Consider the following 16,142-nt stretch of genomic DNA (forward strand, 5'->3'; position numbering starts at 1 on the left):
CCGCGGCGGCTATCTAATTCGGTCGGTGGCCGACGTGGCGAAACCGGTGGAGCGGCTGCCGGGCGTGCCCGCGCCGACGGCCGCAAACCACGCACGCGCATTGGCGACGTCGCGTGCGATCGCGGCGGTGAGCGTTTCGAGGTCGACGTACTTTTCCTCGTCGCGCAGCTTCTTCAGGAATTCGACGCGCACCAGCTTGCCGTAAGCGTCGCCGTGCCAGTCGAGCAGATGCACTTCGAGCAGCACGCGGCCCGAATCGTCGACGGTGGGGCGCAGGCCGAGACTGGCGACGCCGGGCAGCGGTTCGTCAGTCACACCATGCACGCGCACGACGAAAATGCCCGCGAGCGCCGGACGCTTGTGCGCGATCGGCAGGTTGAGCGTGGGAAAGCCGAGATCGCGCCCGAGCTTCATGCCGTGCACGACGTGGCCGCTGATCAGATAGTCGCGGCCGAGCGCGGCGCGCGCCGCGTCGAGATCGCCCGCCACCAGCGCGGCGCGCACGCCCGAGCTGGAAATGCGCGCGCCCGACGGATCGGCCACCGTGGCCATCTGCTCGACTTCAAAACCGTAGCGCTGGCCCGCCGCCTTGAGCGACGCGAAATCGCCCGCGCGCTTTGCGCCGTAGCGGAAGTCGTCGCCGATCATTACCCAGCGCGCGTGCAGCCCGTTGACGATGATCCGTTCGACGAACGCATCCGGCGACTGGCTCGCGAACGTGTGATTGAAGTGCTCGACGACGACGCGGTCCACCCCGTTGGTGCGCAGCGCCTCCAGCTTGTCGCGCAGCATCGCGATGCGCGGCGGCGCGCCCGCCGGGTTGAAGAATTCGCGCGGGTGCGGCTCGAAGGTCATCACGCAGACGGGCAGGCCGCGCGCGTCGGCGGCCGCGCGCACGTGCGCGAGCAAAGCCTGATGGCCGCGGTGGACACCGTCGAAGTTGCCGATGGTCAGTGCGCAGGGCGCACGGCTCTCGGCGTTGGGAAGACCGCGGAAGACTCTCACGATAGCGCGTCGGGGTAGGTCGGGCAGGGTGCCGCAAAACAATCGATTATAAACGCTCGGCGCAGCGGGCGGCGGCGCGTCGCGGATCGCGTGTCCTCGAATGATAAAATCCGCGCATGAAAAAACTCGTCATCCTGATTTCAGGGCGGGGAAGCAACATGGAAGCCATCGTTCGCGCGTGTGCCAACGAAGGCTGGCCGGCGCAGGTCGCCGCCGTGATTGCCAACCGTCCTGACGCCGCGGGCCTTGCGTTCGCGGCGTCTCACGGCATTGCCACGGCGGTGATCGACCACCGCCAGTTTCCCGATCGCGAGCGCTTCGACGCGGCGCTCGCTGAACAGATAGACAGCGTCTCGCCGGACCTCGTCGTGCTCGCAGGCTTCATGCGCGTGCTGACCGCCGGTTTCGTCGACCGTTATGCGGGGCGCATGCTAAACGTGCATCCCTCGCTGCTGCCGAGTTTTCCGGGGCTGAAGACGCACCAGCAGGCGCTCGACGCAGGTGTGCGCCTGCACGGCGCGTCGGTGCATTTCGTGACCTCGCAGCTCGATCACGGGCCGATCGTCGTGCAGTCCGCGGTGCCCGTCGTGGCCGGCGACACGCCCGCGACGCTCGCCGAACGCGTGCTTGCAACCGAACACATCATTTATCCACGCGCGGTGCGCTGGTTCGTCGAAGGGCGCCTCGCTCTGGACGGCCTGCGCGTCACGCTTACGCCGCCGGAGCCGCAATGGCTCTTTGCCGGTCAAACCGCCGGAGAGGGCGCATGAGATTACATGGTTTCCTGATTGGACAAACTGAGACGTTGCTGGCCGAAGTCCTAAGACTGAACGGTCCCGCCGACGCCACCACCAGCCGGTTCTTCCGCGCGCATCCGAAGCTCGGCCACGGCGAGCGCGGCGTGATCGCCGAAGCGGTGTTCGCAGTGCTGCGCCGGCGCATGGAGTTCGCGCATCTGGCCGAAAGCGGCACGGGCAGCCCGGCACGCCGCATGGCCCTGCTCGGCCTCATGCAGACGGCCGGCCGCACGGCGCTTAAGCCGTTTGTCTCGGAGGCGGAATCGAAATGGCTCGACCACGTCGCGACGATCGATCCGGAAAGCCTGCCGCTGCGCATTCGCCTGAATCTGCCGGACTGGATCCATCAGGCGCTCGCAAAGCGCTTTGGAGCCGCCGAGCTGGCGCAACTGGCCGCCGCGCTCAATTACCCGGCGCCGCTGGATCTGCGCGCCAACCCGATCAAGGCGAGCCGCGACGAGGTGCTGGGCGCGCTGTCGAAGGCGGGCATCGAAGCGGGCGCCACGCCGTTCGCGCCGTTCGGCGTGCGGGTGGCCGGCAAGCCGCCGCTCACCAAGCTCGACGCATTCCAGCAAGGCTGGCTCGAGGTGCAGGACGAAGGCAGCCAGTTGCTGTGCTCGCTGGTGGCGCCCAAGCGCGGCGAGATGATCGTCGACTTCTGTGCGGGCGCGGGCGGCAAGACGCTCGCGCTCGGCGCGGCGATGCGCTCGACCGGACGTCTGTACGCGTTCGACATTTCCGAGCGGCGCCTCGCCAAGCTCAAGCCGCGCCTCGCGCGCAGCGGCTTGTCGAACGTGAATCCGGTGCTGATCGACAGCGAACACGACGCGAAGATCAAGCGCCTTGCCGGCAAGATCGACCGCGTGCTCGTGGATGCGCCTTGCAGCGGCCTCGGCACGCTGCGCCGCAATCCGGATCTGAAATGGCGGCAGTCGCCGGAATCGGTGGCGGAACTCGCGCCCAAGCAGGCGTCGATTCTGGCGAGCGCCGCGCGGCTCGTGAAGAAGGGCGGCCGTCTCGTCTACGCGACCTGCTCGATTCTGGAAGCGGAAAACGAAGCGGTCGTGCAGCAGTTCCTCGCGGATCACCCGGACTTCGCGCTCGTTCCGGCGCGCGAGGTGCTCGCCGAGCAGCGTATCGACCTTGAAATGGGCGATTACCTGTCGCTTTGGCCGCACCGTCATGCGACGGACGGGTTTTTCGCCGCCGTCCTCGAACGGCAGAGCTGAGCGGCGGAACTGTATGCCATAGGTCTGTCGGCCGGCTTCGCGCGTCGGGTGTCATCCCATGCGCGAAGCGGCCATTCCAGCGACATCATGCAAAACCGAATCTTTTCTCACGTGTTCGGCGACCTCGCGCGCGACTTCGGGCAGCCCGTCATGCTGTGGCAAGTCGGCGTGCTGCTCGGAACGCTCGCACTCGCGTGGCTGCTGGCGAGGCTCGCCCGCCGCGCGCTCGACTTGCGCCGCCAGACGCGCTACCGGACGCGCTACGAGACGCTGCGCTTCGGGGCGGAAAGCCTGAACCGCGCGTTTTTCCCGCTGATCGGCGCAGTACTGGTGTGGCTCGCGCGCGCGATCGCGGGCCAGTTCATCCACACGTCGCTGCTCGATCTGGCGTTGGTGCCGCTGTTCGGCATCGGCCTGATTTACATCGTGTTTTTCTTCGCGCGACGCGTGTTCAGCCAGGATGGCGAGACGCATCCCTGGCTTTTCCTCGTCGAGAAGATTGTCTCGCTGGTGGTCTGGGTCGCCATGGTCCTGACCGTGATGGGCATTCAGGACGACGTGATCGCGTGGATGGCGAGCGTGCACTTCCGCGTCGCGAATGCCCACATGACGCTGCTCTCGCTTTCCACGGGCCTGTTGTGGGTGTGCGTGACCATGATCGTCGCGATGTGGCTCGGCTCGGCGTTCGAAGACCGGCTAATGCGCGCCACGACGCTCGACGCCAATCTGAAAGTCGTCGTGGCGCGCGTCGGCCGCGCGGCTTTCGTGCTGGCGGCGGTGCTCATCAGCCTGTCGCTCGTCGGCATCGACATCACCGTGCTCGGCGTGTTCGGCGGCGCGCTCGGCGTGGGGCTCGGGTTCGGGCTGCAGAAGATCGCGAGCAACTACGTGTCGGGCTTCATCATCCTGATCGACCGGTCGCTGCGGATCGGCGACACGATCAACGTGAGCGGCCTGCAAGGCATGGTCACGCAGATCCGCACCCGCTACACAGTGGTGCGCGGCCTCGACGGCATCGAAACGCTGATTCCCAACGAGAAGCTGATTACCGACGTGGTGCAGAACCAGTCGTCGTATCTGACGCGCGGCTATGCGAAGGCGGCGGTGCAGATCGCCTATACGTCAGATGTCGAACAGGCCATGGCGCTGCTCGCGCAAGCTGCCGAGGGCGTGCCGCGCGTGCTGGCCGACCCGGCGCCGACGCCCTACCTGGTGGGCTTCGGCGCCGACGGCATCAACCTGGAACTCGGTTTCTGGATCGCGGATGCGGCGACCGGCACGTCGGCCGTGCGCTCGGCGGTCAATCGCAATATCTGGCAGCTTTTCTCCGCGCACGGCATTTCCATTCCTTTCGCGCAACGCGAAGTGCGCATCCTCGGGCATGCCGGCAACCTCGTGAATCCCGGTACCGGGGTTCCGCAGCCGGTAACAATGACCGCTCCGGCCGCCAATCAGGCGGATAACGCTCTCTGACGGGCACTTGCAAGCCGGCGGCGAGTCGAAATTCGTTTGCCGCAGGCTATCGCTCGTTGATGCCGCACAAAAAATCCCTATTTGTTACAAACACTTGGAACGCTTCCAGTAGAATGTCGTCCAATCCCGCTGTATGCTTTCACTTTCTTGACACGCGCAGTTCGCGCGCGTCTCGTGTCTCTCGTTCCACAGGTAAATTGCCTTGTTGAATTCCTTGCTCGATTTCCTTGCCCACGGCCTGATGCATTTCTCGTGGTGGCAACTTGTGCTGTACACACTCGCGGTAACGCACGTCACGATTATCGGCGTGACGGTTTATCTGCACCGCTGCCAGGCGCATCGCGCGCTGGAGCTGCACCCAGTCGTCAGTCATTTTTTCCGTTTCTGGCTGTGGATGACCACCGGCATGCTGACCGGCCAATGGGCGGCCATCCACCGTAAGCACCACGCCAAGTGCGAGACCGAAGAAGACCCGCACAGCCCGCAAACGCGCGGCATCTGGAAGGTGCTGCTGGAGGGCGCGGAACTGTATCGCACCGAAGCGAAAAACGAAGAAACCATGCGCAAATTCAGTCACGGCACGCCGAACGACTGGATGGAACGCAACGTTTACACGAAGTATCCGATTCTCGGCGTGAGCCTGATGATGGTGCTGAACATCGCGCTGTTTGGCGTCGTCGGTCTGACCGTCTGGGCGGTGCAAATGGTGTGGATCCCATTCTGGGCGGCCGGCGTGGTCAACGGTCTCGCGCACTTCTGGGGCTACCGCAACTTCAACTCGTCGGACGCCAGCACGAACATTTTCCCGTGGGGCATCATCATCGGCGGCGAAGAGCTGCATAACAATCACCACACGTACGCAACTTCGGCCAAGCTTTCGAACAAGTGGTACGAGTTCGACATCGGCTGGATGTACATCCGCATCATGTCGGCTTTCCGCCTGGCCAAGGTGAAGAAGGTCGCGCCCACGCCGCGTCTCACTACCGGCAAGCTGGTGCTCGACCAGGATACGCTGCAAGCCGTTCTGGCCAACCGCTACGAAGTGATGGCACGTTACGGCAAGGCGCTGAAGCGCGCGTATCGTCAGGAGCTCGCGCATCTGAAGGAAGTCGGCGCACGCGAGAAGTATCAGGTCATGCGCGGCGCGCGCAGCTGGTTCCACAAGGAAGAAGCGGGGCTCGATGAGCCGCAGAAACGTCTGTTGCCGCAAATCTTCGCGAACAGCCAGAAGCTGAAGACTTACATCGACATGCGCAATGAACTCGCGGCAATGTGGGAGCGCTCGAATGCGTCGCGCGATCAGTTGCTGGTCCAGTTGCAGGACTGGTGCCACCGTGCTGAGGCGAGCGGTATCAAGGCACTGCAGGAATTCGCGATGCGACTGCGCCGTTATGCTTGATCACGAAATCTATTAAAATTTCGTTACGTCACAAAACCCCGCGTTGGCGGGGTTTTGCTTTTTGGGCCGCCGAAAATGCAGCATGACAAGATTGCAGTCCGCGGCAGCAGAGCGAAGGCAGAGGAAACTATGGATCAGCAGGCGATCAGGACCATCGAATTCGATCGGCCGCAGGCGCAGGGCACGTCCTGCGGGATCGGACAGGCGTGGGCGAAAGTGCCCGACACGCCGTCGGCGGAGCAGAAGGTGGCGCTGAAGGAGCGCATCCGCGCATTGCTCAAGCGTGAGAAGGCCGTGCTCGTCGCTCACTATTATGTCGATGCCGAATTACAGGAGCTTGCCGACGAAACCGGCGGCTGTGTGGCCGATTCGCTGGAAATGGCGCGCTTTGGGCGTGACCACGACGCGCAGACGCTGGTGGTTGCAGGCGTGCGCTTCATGGGCGAAACCGCGAAGATTCTGAGTCCCGACAAGCGCATTCTGATGCCCGACCTCGACGCGACCTGTTCGCTCGACCTCGGCTGCCCGGTCGATGAGTTTTCAGCTTTCTGCGACGCCCACCCGGACCGCACAGTTGTGGTGTACGCGAACACCAGTGCGGCGGTGAAGGCTCGCGCAGACTGGATGGTGACTTCGTCGATTGGACTGGAAATCGTTGCCGACCTGCACGCGCGCGGCGAGAAGATCATCTGGGCGCCGGACAGGCACCTGGGCGCTTATATCCAGAACAAGACCGGCGCCGACATGCTGTTGTGGCAGGGGTCGTGTCTCGTGCACGACGAATTCAAGGGGATCGAACTGGATCTGCTGCGCGCCGAATATCCCGGCGCGAAGGTGCTGGTACATCCGGAGTCGCCGGCCAACGTGGTGGCGCTCGCCGATGTCGTCGGTTCTACTACCCAGTTGATCGACGCGGCGCGAACGCTCGACGCGACGCATTTCATCGTGGCGACGGACCTGGGCATCCTGCACAAGATGCAGCTCGCCGCGCCCGGCAAGACGCTGATTGCCGCGCCCACGGCCGGCAACAGTGCGACGTGCAAGAGCTGTGCGCACTGTCCGTGGATGGCCATGAACGGTCTCGCGAATCTCGCCGATGTGCTCGAGCGCGGTCATAACGAGATTTTCGTCGACCGTGCTATTGGCGAGCGGGCGCGCGTGCCGATCGACCGGATGCTGGACTTTGCGGCGCGTCACAAGAAGCGTGTGCAGGCCAGCGGCGACCTGGCGCGCGACGCGCAGTTGTATTCGAACGTGGGGGCAGCTTGATGAACGCGGTAGCGCAGAGTCCGGCAGAAGTCCGTTGCGCCGCATATAGCCCGGCCGACGCCGTATCGCCGCTGTTCGCCGAAATCCGCGCGCAGTACGGCGCGGCGTTCGGCGCGGCGCTCGCGCGCAACGTCGCAGACGCGCTTGCGGAAGACATCGGCAGCGGTGATCAGACCGGCCGCCTCGTCCCGGCAGAAGAAGTGCGCGACGCGCGCGTGATCGTCCGCGAGGACGCGGTGCTGTGCGGCGCGCCCTGGTTCAACGCCGTGTTGCGGCAGGTGGATCCGCGAATCGAAGCCCAGTGGCATTATCGCGAAGGCGACCGGATGACCGCGGACACGCCGGTGTGCGAACTGCGCGGGCCGGTCCGTGCGCTGCTTACGGCCGAACGCAACGCGCTCAACTTCCTGCAGTTGCTGTCCGGCGTGGCGACTGCGACGCGCCGGTACGTCGACGCGGTCGCCCATACTCGCACGCGCATTCTGGACACGCGCAAGACGTTGCCGGGCCTGCGCCTCGCGCAAAAATATGCGGTGCGCGTGGGCGGCGGGGCGAACCAACGGCTCGCTTTGTACGACGGCATTCTGATCAAGGAAAACCACATTGCCGCGGCGGGCGGAGTGGGCGCGGCCATGGACGCAGCGCTTGCGCTCAACGCCGGCGTTTCGATTCAGATCGAGGTCGAGACGCTCGAGCAGCTGGAAATCGCTCTGGCGCATCGCGCGCAATCCATTCTGCTCGACAATTTTTCGTTCGAAGCAATGCGTGAAGCCGTCCGCATCACCGCTGGGCGCGCGGTGTTGGAGGTGTCCGGCGGCGTGAACTTCGACACCGTGCGGACGATTGCCGAGACGGGTGTCGACCGGGTGTCCATCGGCGCACTGACCAAAGACGTGCGCGCGACCGATTACTCATTGCGAGTCGTCTGACGCAGCCTTCAGCGAGCGCGTGGCTCGTCAAACGCCATCTGCGGCCCGGGCGGGCTGCGATGGCGTTACCGTTTGCACTCTTTGCATCCATCCCCTCACATCTGCTTACGTCACACGTTGCGGTTGCGCACATGCTCGGGCGAAAGCACCGTCGGCAATGCCTTAGGCAGAGTTGCCGGCCAGTCGCGGCTGAAATGAAGGCCGCGGCTCTCACGCCGCGAGCGGGCGCCGTCGACAATCAACGAAGCCACGTCCACCAGATTGCGCAACTCCAGCAAGTCGCGGCTCACCTTGAAGTTCGCGTAGTACTCGTGAATCTCGTCGCGCAATAAGGCGAGCCGGTGCCGCGCGCGCGCGAGCCGTTTGTCCGTTCGCACAATGCCGACGTAGTTCCACATCAGCCGGCGAAGCTCGTCCCAGTTGTGCGCGACCACCACTTCCTCGTCCGGGTCGGACACGCGGCTCTCATCCCAATCCGGCAACGGTGCATGAATCGCGCCGCTAAAGCCTTCTTCTTCGATGGCGCGCGCAGCCGAACGGCCAATCACAAGGCATTCGAGCAGCGAATTGCTGGCAAGGCGATTGGCGCCATGCAACCCGGTGCAAGATGTTTCGCCGACCGCATAGAGACCCGCAAGGTCGGTCCGGCCCGCCAAGTCGGTGACGACGCCGCCGCACGTGTAGTGCGCTGCAGGCACAACCGGAATGGGTTCCTTTGTGATGTCGATGCCGAACTCCAGGCAGCGCGCGAGGATTGTCGGAAAATGCTCGCGAAGAAACCCCGCCGGCTGATGGCTGATGTCCAGATACACGCAATCAATGCCGCGCTTCTTGATCTCGAAGTCGATTGCGCGAGCGACGATGTCGCGCGGCGCCAGTTCGGCGCGCTCGTCGTGATTCGGCATGAAACGCGTGCCGTCCGGCAGCTTCAGCAGGCCGCCTTCGCCGCGCACGGCCTCTGAGATCAGAAACGACTTGGCGTACGGATGGAACAGACAGGTCGGATGGAACTGGATGAACTCCATGTTCGAGACCCGGCAGCCCGCCCGCCACGCCATGGCGATGCCGTCGCCCGTCGCAGTGTCGGGGTTCGTGGTGTACAGATAGACTTTGCCGGCGCCGCCGGTCGCCAGCACCGTGTGCGGCGCCTCAATGGTGACTGTGCGGCCGCTCTGCACGTCGAGCGCATACAGGCCATGACAGCGGCGGCCTGGCAGCCCGAGCCGGTCGGACGTGATCAGGTCGATCGCGTAGTGATCTTCGAGCAGCGTAATGTTCGGATGTCGACGCACACGCTCGCTCAGCGTGGTCACTACCGCGTGGCCCGTTGCGTCGGCCGCATGAATGATCCGCCGGTGGCTATGGCCGCCTTCGCGAGTGAGGTGAAAGCCGAGTTCTGCGGCGTCGTCTTTCGTGAACGGCACGCCTTGCTCGATCAACCATTCGATCGCAGCACGCCCGTTTTCGACGATGAAGCGGGTCGCCGCTTCGTCGCACAGGCCGCCGCCTGCAATGAGCGTGTCGCGCACATGATTTTCGACGCTGTCCGCGGAATCGAGCACTGCGGCGATGCCGCCTTGCGCCCAATCGCTCGCGCCTTCGGTCATTGACCGCTTGGCGATCACCGCAACCCGCCGCGTCTCTGCGAGGTTGAGCGCGACGCTCAGGCCCGCCAAACCGCTACCGACAATCGCCACATCGAATTCCATTGCTTGCATCTCCGTCTTTCGTTTTGCTGTGCTAGCGCGCTATTCACGCACTGCTAAAACGAGAAAGGATACGCGTCGCGACGGTCGAGGGAAAGCTGGCCGGATGGTATAGGACGATGCGGGCACGGGGAGGACGGTCACGCGGGCGGCTTTGATAGGTCAAAATCAAGCCAAAACGACGAGCCAGAAAGAAAAAAGCCCCGCACGAATGCGAGGCTTTCTGCACATGTCTTTGCCTTCGTCAAAAGGCAGGAGCCAAGACTTACTTGATCTTGGTTTCCTTGTACTCAACGTGCTTACGGACGACCGGATCAAACTTCTTGATCAGCATCTTTTCCGGCATGTTGCGTTTGTTCTTCGTGGTCGTGTAGAAGTGACCCGTGCCTGCGGTCGATTCCAGCTTGATCTTGTCGCGTGCGCCTTTCGCCATGATTTACTCCTTAGGCTTCACCGCGTGCGCGCAGATCTGCGAGCACAGCGTCGATACCGTTCTTGTCGATCAGGCGCAGGCCGGCGTTCGAAATACGCAGACGCACCCAACGGTTTTCGCTTTCCACCCAGATGCGGCGGCTTTGCAGGTTCGGCAGGAACCGGCGCTTGGTTTTGTTGTTCGCGTGGGAAACGTTGTTGCCGCTCATCGGCGCTTTCCCAGTTACTTGGCATACGCGTGCCATGAGAGCACTCCTAATACGCTAATTCTGAGTTCGAACGCCGTGAAAGTTTCCCGAAAAGAGTCGCGCTGAAATCAGGCACGTATCCTTTCCGGAACGCCTTGGTGGCTTCGGAACAGGGGGTTGGAAATAGGCAAACCGGAATTCTAGCAGGAAAAAGGCCGCAAAATCAAACCTTATTTGCGGCGGCGAGACACGGCGCAAGGCCATTTCCGGTCTCGTTCACGCTTTTTCGATGCCGCCGAAACACCGGCCACAGGCCGCTGATCGGCAACTTCACGGCCAGCCGGCGCGGGCAAAAGAGTATACGCCCTCTGCGCCGATCACCAGATGGTCGACAAGCTGGACGTCGATCAGCGCCAGCGCCTCGCGCAGCGTGCGCGTCAGGCTGCAGTCGCTCGCGCTGGGTTGCACCGCGCCGGAAGGATGATTGTGCGCGACGATCAGGCTCGCCGCGTTGAGCGCCAGCGCGCGCCGCACTATTTCGCGCGGATACACGGCCATGCGCGTGAGCGTGCCGCGCGCGCTTTCCTCGCTGCGGATCAGCCGATGCCGGGCGTCCAGAAACATCGACACGAACACTTCCTGCGACCGGCCGCGAATCAGAAACCGCAGGTAATTTTCGACGACCTCGGGCGAATTCATCAGCGAACGCCGGCGCATTTTGTCGACGAGCGAGCGGCGCGCCATTTCCATGATCGCGAGCAACTGCGTCTTTTTCGCGGGGCCGATGCCGCGCAGGCCGTCGAAATCCGCGTAAGTCGCGTCAAGCATCGCCCGCAGCGAGCCGAAGCGATCGAGCAGCTCGCGCGCCACGCTGAATACATCGTGCCCCGGCAGGCCCGAGCCGAGCACGAGCACGATCATCTCGAGGTCCGACAGCACGCTGGGGCCCTGGTCGATCAGCCTCTCGCGCGGCATGTCGTGTTTGCGCCATTTGTGCGATTTGCGCTTTCGACGCGCATCAGGCGCATCGGGCGCATCAGGCACCCCCAGCGCTTCAGGCGCTTCAGGTCCTTCAGGCGCCTTAAGCGCTTCAGGCGCATCAGGCGCTCGAGACGCATCGCGAGCGCGAGCAACAGGCGGAGAACGAGCGAAATCCAACGTTGGTTCGTCGATTGTGGACGCATAATCAGACATATACAGACAATTCCTCCGCTGGGGGTTTGGGCCAGGTGCGCGTGATGGACGCAAGCCGAGCCCGGCCATGTGGCTTACAATAGACGCTTTGCGCACGGCAGGCCGACGGTTTGCCGCACGCGTCGGCTGCGCCAGCGGCGCACGCGTGAGAGCGCGCTTCGACTGAGCGAGCACTGCATGAGCATCATCGACATTTCCGAAGTGAAGCCCGGTTCACATGTGACGCTTCATTACCGGCTTTCCCTTGCCGATGGCGCCGAAGTCATCAACACCTTCAACGACAAACCCGCCACGCTGCTGCTCGGCGCCGGTCAGCTCGCGCCGCCGCTGGAAGACATTTTGCTGGGTTTGAAGGTCGGGCACCATTCGACCTTTCAGCTAGCCCCCGGCGTCGCATTCGGTCCGCGCAATCCGGAGTTGATCCAGCGCGTGTCGCTGGCCACACTGCGCGAAAACAGCATGATCGGCGAGGATTTTTCGCCGGGCGACCTGGTCGAATTCAACGCGCCGGGCGGCGGCCGCTACGCCGGCGTTCTGAAAGAAGTGAACGAAACGTCGGCCCTGTTCGATTTCAACCACCCGCTTGCCGGTCAGGCGCTGGCGTTCGAAGTGAAAATCATCGGGATTCTGTAAACATGAGCATCGCGGATACGACCCTAGCCGAAACCGAGATCCTGCTGGCGCAGCCGCGCGGGTTCTGTGCCGGCGTCGATCGGGCTATCGAGATCGTCGAGCGCGCCATCAAGCTGCACGGCTCGCCGATCTACGTGCGTCACGAAATCGTCCATAACGCGTACGTCGTCGAGGATTTGCGCAAGAAAGGCGCGATCTTCATCGAGCGGCTGGAAGAAGTGCCGCCCGGCAACACGGTTATCTTCAGCGCGCACGGCGTGTCGAAAGCGGTGCGCAGCGAGGCCGAGTCCCGCGGGCTGCGCGTCTACGACGCGACCTGTCCGCTTGTGACCAAGGTGCATATCGAAGTCGCCAAGATGCGCCAGGACGGCTTTGACATCGTGATGATCGGCCACAAGGGTCATCCGGAAGTGGAAGGCACGATGGGCCAGGCGGGCGAGGGCATGCATCTGGTCGAAGACATCGAGGACGTGCAGGCGCTGCAGCTCGCCGACCCGGAGCGGATTGCGTTCGTCACGCAGACCACGCTGTCCGTAGACGACGCTGCTGAAATCATCGGCGCGCTGAAGGCCAAATATCCGTCCATCCGCGAGCCGAAGAAGCAGGACATCTGTTACGCCACGCAGAATCGTCAGGACGCCGTCAAGTTCATGGCGCCGCAGTGCGACGTGGTGATCGTGGTCGGCAGCCCGAACAGTTCGAACTCGAACCGGCTGCGCGAGCTGGCGGAAAAGCTGGGCGTGCCCGCCTATATGGTGGACTCGCCGGACCAGATCGATCCGACATGGGTCGAGGGCAAGCGCCGCATCGGCGTGACTGCCGGCGCTTCGGCTCCGGAAGTGCTGGCGCAGGCGGTCATAGCCCGGTTGCGCGAGCTGGGCGTGCGCAATGTGCGCGCGCTCGACGGCATTGAGGAAAACATCGCGTTCCCGCTGCCGCGGGGCTTGGGCTTGCCTGCCTGACTCCCCGGAGCCGACTGCGAGAAGCGCGCCTTAGGGCGCGCTTTTTTTTTTCGCCGAGGCCACGCGCTTTCAGAAAATGGTGACATATCACCCAACCACATACTTTTTTAACTGCAGGACGGGAATCTTTTTTGAAAATACATCTGGCACCAAATTCGTTTTCAACAGATGTGTCCCCCTTTCTGCGACGTAATCTTTCTGCAAACTTTTTTAACGCACTAACATGGTGCCGAAGGGAAGCGTCGTGGTCGCGACACGGATTCCCCGCAAACCGTGCTCTGACCGGCCGCCGCCCAGCCCCACCGCAACACTTGATGCCATGCGCTCCTGCGCTGGTGCAACTGATGCACGAAAATGAGTCGCAACCAGGTTGCGCCCTTTGGTCGAAGATGGCCTCAAAATACGGTTGCAATGCAGGAAAACCCTGCCGGTTCAACAATATTGCCCGTCGCAAAATTGGAGTTACAATGCGCGCGTTCTCAAGGCCTTAGGGTCTTTCGAACACGAGATTTAGCAAGGGCGGGAGACCTATTTAATGCGAGTCAAGTTTGCTTACGCCGTGTCCATCGCGGCCGCGGTTGCGATGTTGACCGCGTGCGGCAAAAATCAGGATGGCGAGGCGGGAGCAGGCGCATCGGCAGCGGTGGCAGCGTCCGCCGCGCCGGCGAGCGAGGCAATTGTCGTGAAGATCGGCCATGCAGCCCCCTTGACGGGCGGCATCGCGCATCTGGGCAAGGACAACGAAAACGGCGCGCGCCTCGCAGTCGAGGAAATCAATGCTCAGGGTCTGACAATCGACGGTCACAAGATCGACCTGCAACTGGACGCGCAGGACGACGCAGCCGATCCGAAAGCGGGCACCGCGGTCGCGCAGAAGCTGGTGGACGATCACGTGGTGGCCGTCGTCGGGCACCTCAATTCGGGCGTGTCGATTCCGGCTTCGAAGATATATAGCGATGCGAGCATCGTGCAGATTTCGCCGTCGTCGACGAATCCGGCGTACACGCAGCAGGGTTTCAAGACGACCTACCGCGTCGTCGCAACCGACGCGCAGCAGGGTCCGGCGCTCGCCAATTACGCCACGAAGGCGTTGGGCGCCAAACGCATCGCCGTAGTGGACGATGCAACCGCCTACGGCAAAGGGCTCGCGGAAGAATTCGCGAAGACCGTCGAGGCGAACGGGGCGAAAATCGTCGCCCGCGAGGCGACGAACGACCGGGCCACGGATTTCCGGGCCATCCTCACGAAGATCAAGAGTGTTCATCCCGACGCAATCATGTTCGGCGGCATGGACGCAACGGGCGGCCCGTTTGCCAAACAGGCGGCGGCGCTCGGTATCAGGGCAAAAATCCTTGGCGGCGACGGCGTGTGTACCGACAAGGTGGGTGAGCTGGCGGGAACCGCCGTGCAAAACCTGGTCTGTTCGGAAGCGGGACTCGCGCTTTCGAAAATGGACAGGGGAGCGGACTTCGAGAAGAAGTACGTCGACCGCTTCCACACGCCGGTGCAGATTTACGCACCGTTCACGTATGACGCTGTGTACGTGATTGTCGATGCAATGAAGCGCGCTAATTCGATCGAGGCGCCCAAGGTGCTGGCTGCGATGCCGTCCACCGATTACAACGGGGTAATCGGCCGCATCGCGTTCGACGACAAGGGTGATTTGAAAGAGGGCGCCATTACGCTTTACGACTTCAAGGACGGCAAAAAAGCGGTTCTCGACGTCGTGAAGATGTGATGACGGGACGTTCAGCCTGACGGCACCGAACCATCCAACGGTGCCGTTTTTGCATCCGCCGAAGGTGAGCTAGCGACTGTGACCCAGTCGTCCTGGCAAACCGGCGGCGGATAAACCCTTACCGGTCTTTTACATCAGTACCCGCAGTGCCGTTGAGATTCCGTGACGCATCACCGCCCACCGGCTGATGCAAAACGCGAATCCAGTCGCACGGGCTAAGGAGCATTAAATGGATATCTTCATCCAGCAGATCCTAAACGGACTGGTGCTTGGCAGCGTTTATGCCATCATCGCACTGGGCTATACGATGGTTTACGGCATTCTGGGCATCATCAACTTCGCTCACGGCGATGTGTTGATGGTCGGCGCGATGGTTGCGCTCTCCGCCATAGGCGTGCTGCAGAACCACTTCCCCGGCTTAGGCAATGTGCCGACGCTGTGCATCGCGCTTGCAATCGCCGCCGTGGTCTGCGCGGTGGTCGGCTACACGATCGAGCGCGTGGCCTACCGGCCGTTGCGCAAGGCGCCGCGTCTCGCTCCGCTGATCACCGCGATCGGCGTGTCGATCCTGCTGCAGACGCTCGCCATGATGATCTGGTCTCGCAACCCGCTGCCGTTCCCGCAGCTGCTGCCCACCGATCCGCTCAACGTGATCAAGGCCACCGACACGACGCCTGGCGCCGTGATCTCGATGACTGAAATCGTCATCATCGTCGTCGCGTTCCTCGTGATGGCGGGCCTCCTGCTCCTCGTGCACAAGACCAAGCTCGGCCGCGCGATGCGCGCGATTGCCGAAAATCCGGGCGTCGCCTCGCTGATGGGCGTGAACCCGAACTTCGTGATTTCGGCCACCTTCATGATCGGCTCGGCGCTTGCTGCCCTGGCCGGCGTGATGATCGCCTCCGAATACGGCAACGCCCACTTCTACATGGGCTTCATCCCAGGGCTTAAGGCCTTTACCGCGGCGGTGCTGGGCGGTATCGGCAACCTCGGCGGCGCGATGGTCGGCGGCGTGATTCTGGGGCTCATCGAACAGTTGGGCGCCGGTTATATCGGCAACCTGACGGGTGGTGTGTTCGGCAGTAACTATCAGGACGTGTTTGCGTTCATCGTGCTGATCATCGTGCTGGTGTTCCGTCCGTCGGGTCTGCTCGGCGAACGCGTTGCGGATCGCGCTTGATCCAGGCC

General features: G+C 63.0%; 15 protein-coding genes. 10 read left to right on the top strand and 5 right to left on the bottom strand.

Features of this window, described 5'->3' with window-relative positions; all coding sequences use genetic code 11:
• Positions 1-9: 9 nt before the first annotated feature.
• Complete coding sequence (locus A3AC_RS0121370) at positions 10-1,005, bottom strand: bifunctional riboflavin kinase/FAD synthetase (RefSeq protein WP_025601258.1); 996 nt, start codon at positions 1,003-1,005, stop codon at positions 10-12.
• A gap of 116 nt (positions 1,006-1,121) precedes the next feature.
• Here A3AC_RS0121370 and purN point away from each other — a divergent pair, with 116 nt between their 5' ends.
• The 6 genes from purN to nadC all read left to right on the top strand — a co-directional run bounded on the left by purN (position 1,122) and on the right by nadC (position 8,101).
• Positions 1,122-1,775 carry a phosphoribosylglycinamide formyltransferase gene (gene purN, locus A3AC_RS0121375; protein WP_025601259.1) on the top strand — a complete coding sequence of 218 codons (654 nt, stop codon included), beginning with the start codon at positions 1,122-1,124 and terminating at the stop codon, positions 1,773-1,775.
• Positions 1,772-3,031, top strand: coding sequence for an RsmB/NOP family class I SAM-dependent RNA methyltransferase (locus tag A3AC_RS0121380; RefSeq protein WP_025601260.1), 1,260 nt, complete (start codon positions 1,772-1,774; stop codon positions 3,029-3,031). The genes purN and A3AC_RS0121380 overlap by 4 nt, the downstream gene beginning before the upstream one ends.
• 87 nt (positions 3,032-3,118) lie before the next feature.
• On the top strand, positions 3,119-4,504 hold the full coding sequence (locus A3AC_RS0121385) for a mechanosensitive ion channel family protein (RefSeq protein ID WP_025601261.1): 1,386 nt from the start codon (positions 3,119-3,121) through the stop codon (positions 4,502-4,504).
• 202 nt (positions 4,505-4,706) lie between these two features.
• Entirely contained in the window at positions 4,707-5,903 is a 1,197-nt protein-coding gene (locus tag A3AC_RS0121390) for a DesA family fatty acid desaturase (RefSeq protein WP_025601262.1), read from the top strand.
• 129 nt (positions 5,904-6,032) lie between these two features.
• On the top strand, positions 6,033-7,172 hold the full coding sequence (gene nadA, locus A3AC_RS0121395; RefSeq protein WP_025601263.1) for a quinolinate synthase NadA: 1,140 nt from the start codon (positions 6,033-6,035) through the stop codon (positions 7,170-7,172).
• Positions 7,172-8,101, top strand: a complete 930-nt coding sequence (gene nadC, locus A3AC_RS0121400) for a carboxylating nicotinate-nucleotide diphosphorylase (protein WP_025601264.1) — start codon at positions 7,172-7,174, stop codon at positions 8,099-8,101. The genes nadA and nadC overlap by 1 nt, the downstream gene beginning before the upstream one ends.
• A gap of 110 nt (positions 8,102-8,211) precedes the next feature.
• Here the strand turns inward: nadC and nadB are convergent, their stop codons facing one another.
• From nadB to radC, 4 genes are all read right to left on the bottom strand, one after another.
• Positions 8,212-9,810: an L-aspartate oxidase gene (gene nadB / locus A3AC_RS0121405; protein ID WP_025601265.1), complete on the bottom strand. Its 1,599-nt coding sequence runs from the start codon at positions 9,808-9,810 to the stop codon at positions 8,212-8,214.
• Between the two features lie 262 nt (positions 9,811-10,072).
• On the bottom strand, positions 10,073-10,240 hold the full coding sequence (gene rpmG / locus A3AC_RS0121410; protein ID WP_007180630.1) for a 50S ribosomal protein L33: 168 nt from the start codon (positions 10,238-10,240) through the stop codon (positions 10,073-10,075).
• 10 nt (positions 10,241-10,250) lie between these two features.
• Positions 10,251-10,484, bottom strand: coding sequence for a 50S ribosomal protein L28 (gene rpmB / locus A3AC_RS0121415; RefSeq protein ID WP_006050117.1), 234 nt, complete (start codon positions 10,482-10,484; stop codon positions 10,251-10,253).
• Positions 10,485-10,757: 273 nt separating this feature from the next.
• Positions 10,758-11,621 (bottom strand): RadC family protein, encoded by an 864-nt coding sequence (gene radC, locus A3AC_RS0121420; RefSeq protein WP_025601267.1) that lies wholly within the window; start codon positions 11,619-11,621, stop codon positions 10,758-10,760.
• Between the two features lie 177 nt (positions 11,622-11,798).
• Here radC and A3AC_RS0121425 point away from each other — a divergent pair, with 177 nt between their 5' ends.
• The 4 genes from A3AC_RS0121425 (at position 11,799) to A3AC_RS0121440 (ending at position 16,134) form a co-directional block, all read left to right on the top strand.
• Positions 11,799-12,254, top strand: a complete 456-nt coding sequence (locus tag A3AC_RS0121425) for an FKBP-type peptidyl-prolyl cis-trans isomerase (RefSeq protein ID WP_025601268.1) — start codon at positions 11,799-11,801, stop codon at positions 12,252-12,254.
• 2 nt (positions 12,255-12,256) lie between these two features.
• On the top strand, positions 12,257-13,216 hold the full coding sequence (gene ispH, locus A3AC_RS0121430) for a 4-hydroxy-3-methylbut-2-enyl diphosphate reductase (protein WP_025601269.1): 960 nt from the start codon (positions 12,257-12,259) through the stop codon (positions 13,214-13,216).
• A gap of 535 nt (positions 13,217-13,751) precedes the next feature.
• The gene (locus A3AC_RS0121435; RefSeq protein WP_025601271.1) at positions 13,752-14,954 is read left to right on the top strand and encodes a branched-chain amino acid ABC transporter substrate-binding protein; all 1,203 of its coding nucleotides are present in this window, start codon (positions 13,752-13,754) and stop codon (positions 14,952-14,954) included.
• Positions 14,955-15,183: 229 nt separating this feature from the next.
• The gene (locus tag A3AC_RS0121440) at positions 15,184-16,134 is read left to right on the top strand and encodes a branched-chain amino acid ABC transporter permease (RefSeq protein WP_013340266.1); all 951 of its coding nucleotides are present in this window, start codon (positions 15,184-15,186) and stop codon (positions 16,132-16,134) included.
• The last annotated feature ends 8 nt before the right edge of the window (positions 16,135-16,142 follow it).

The organism is Burkholderia sp. WSM2230, from assembly GCF_000472445.1.
GTDB lineage: Bacteria > Pseudomonadota > Gammaproteobacteria > Burkholderiales > Burkholderiaceae > Paraburkholderia.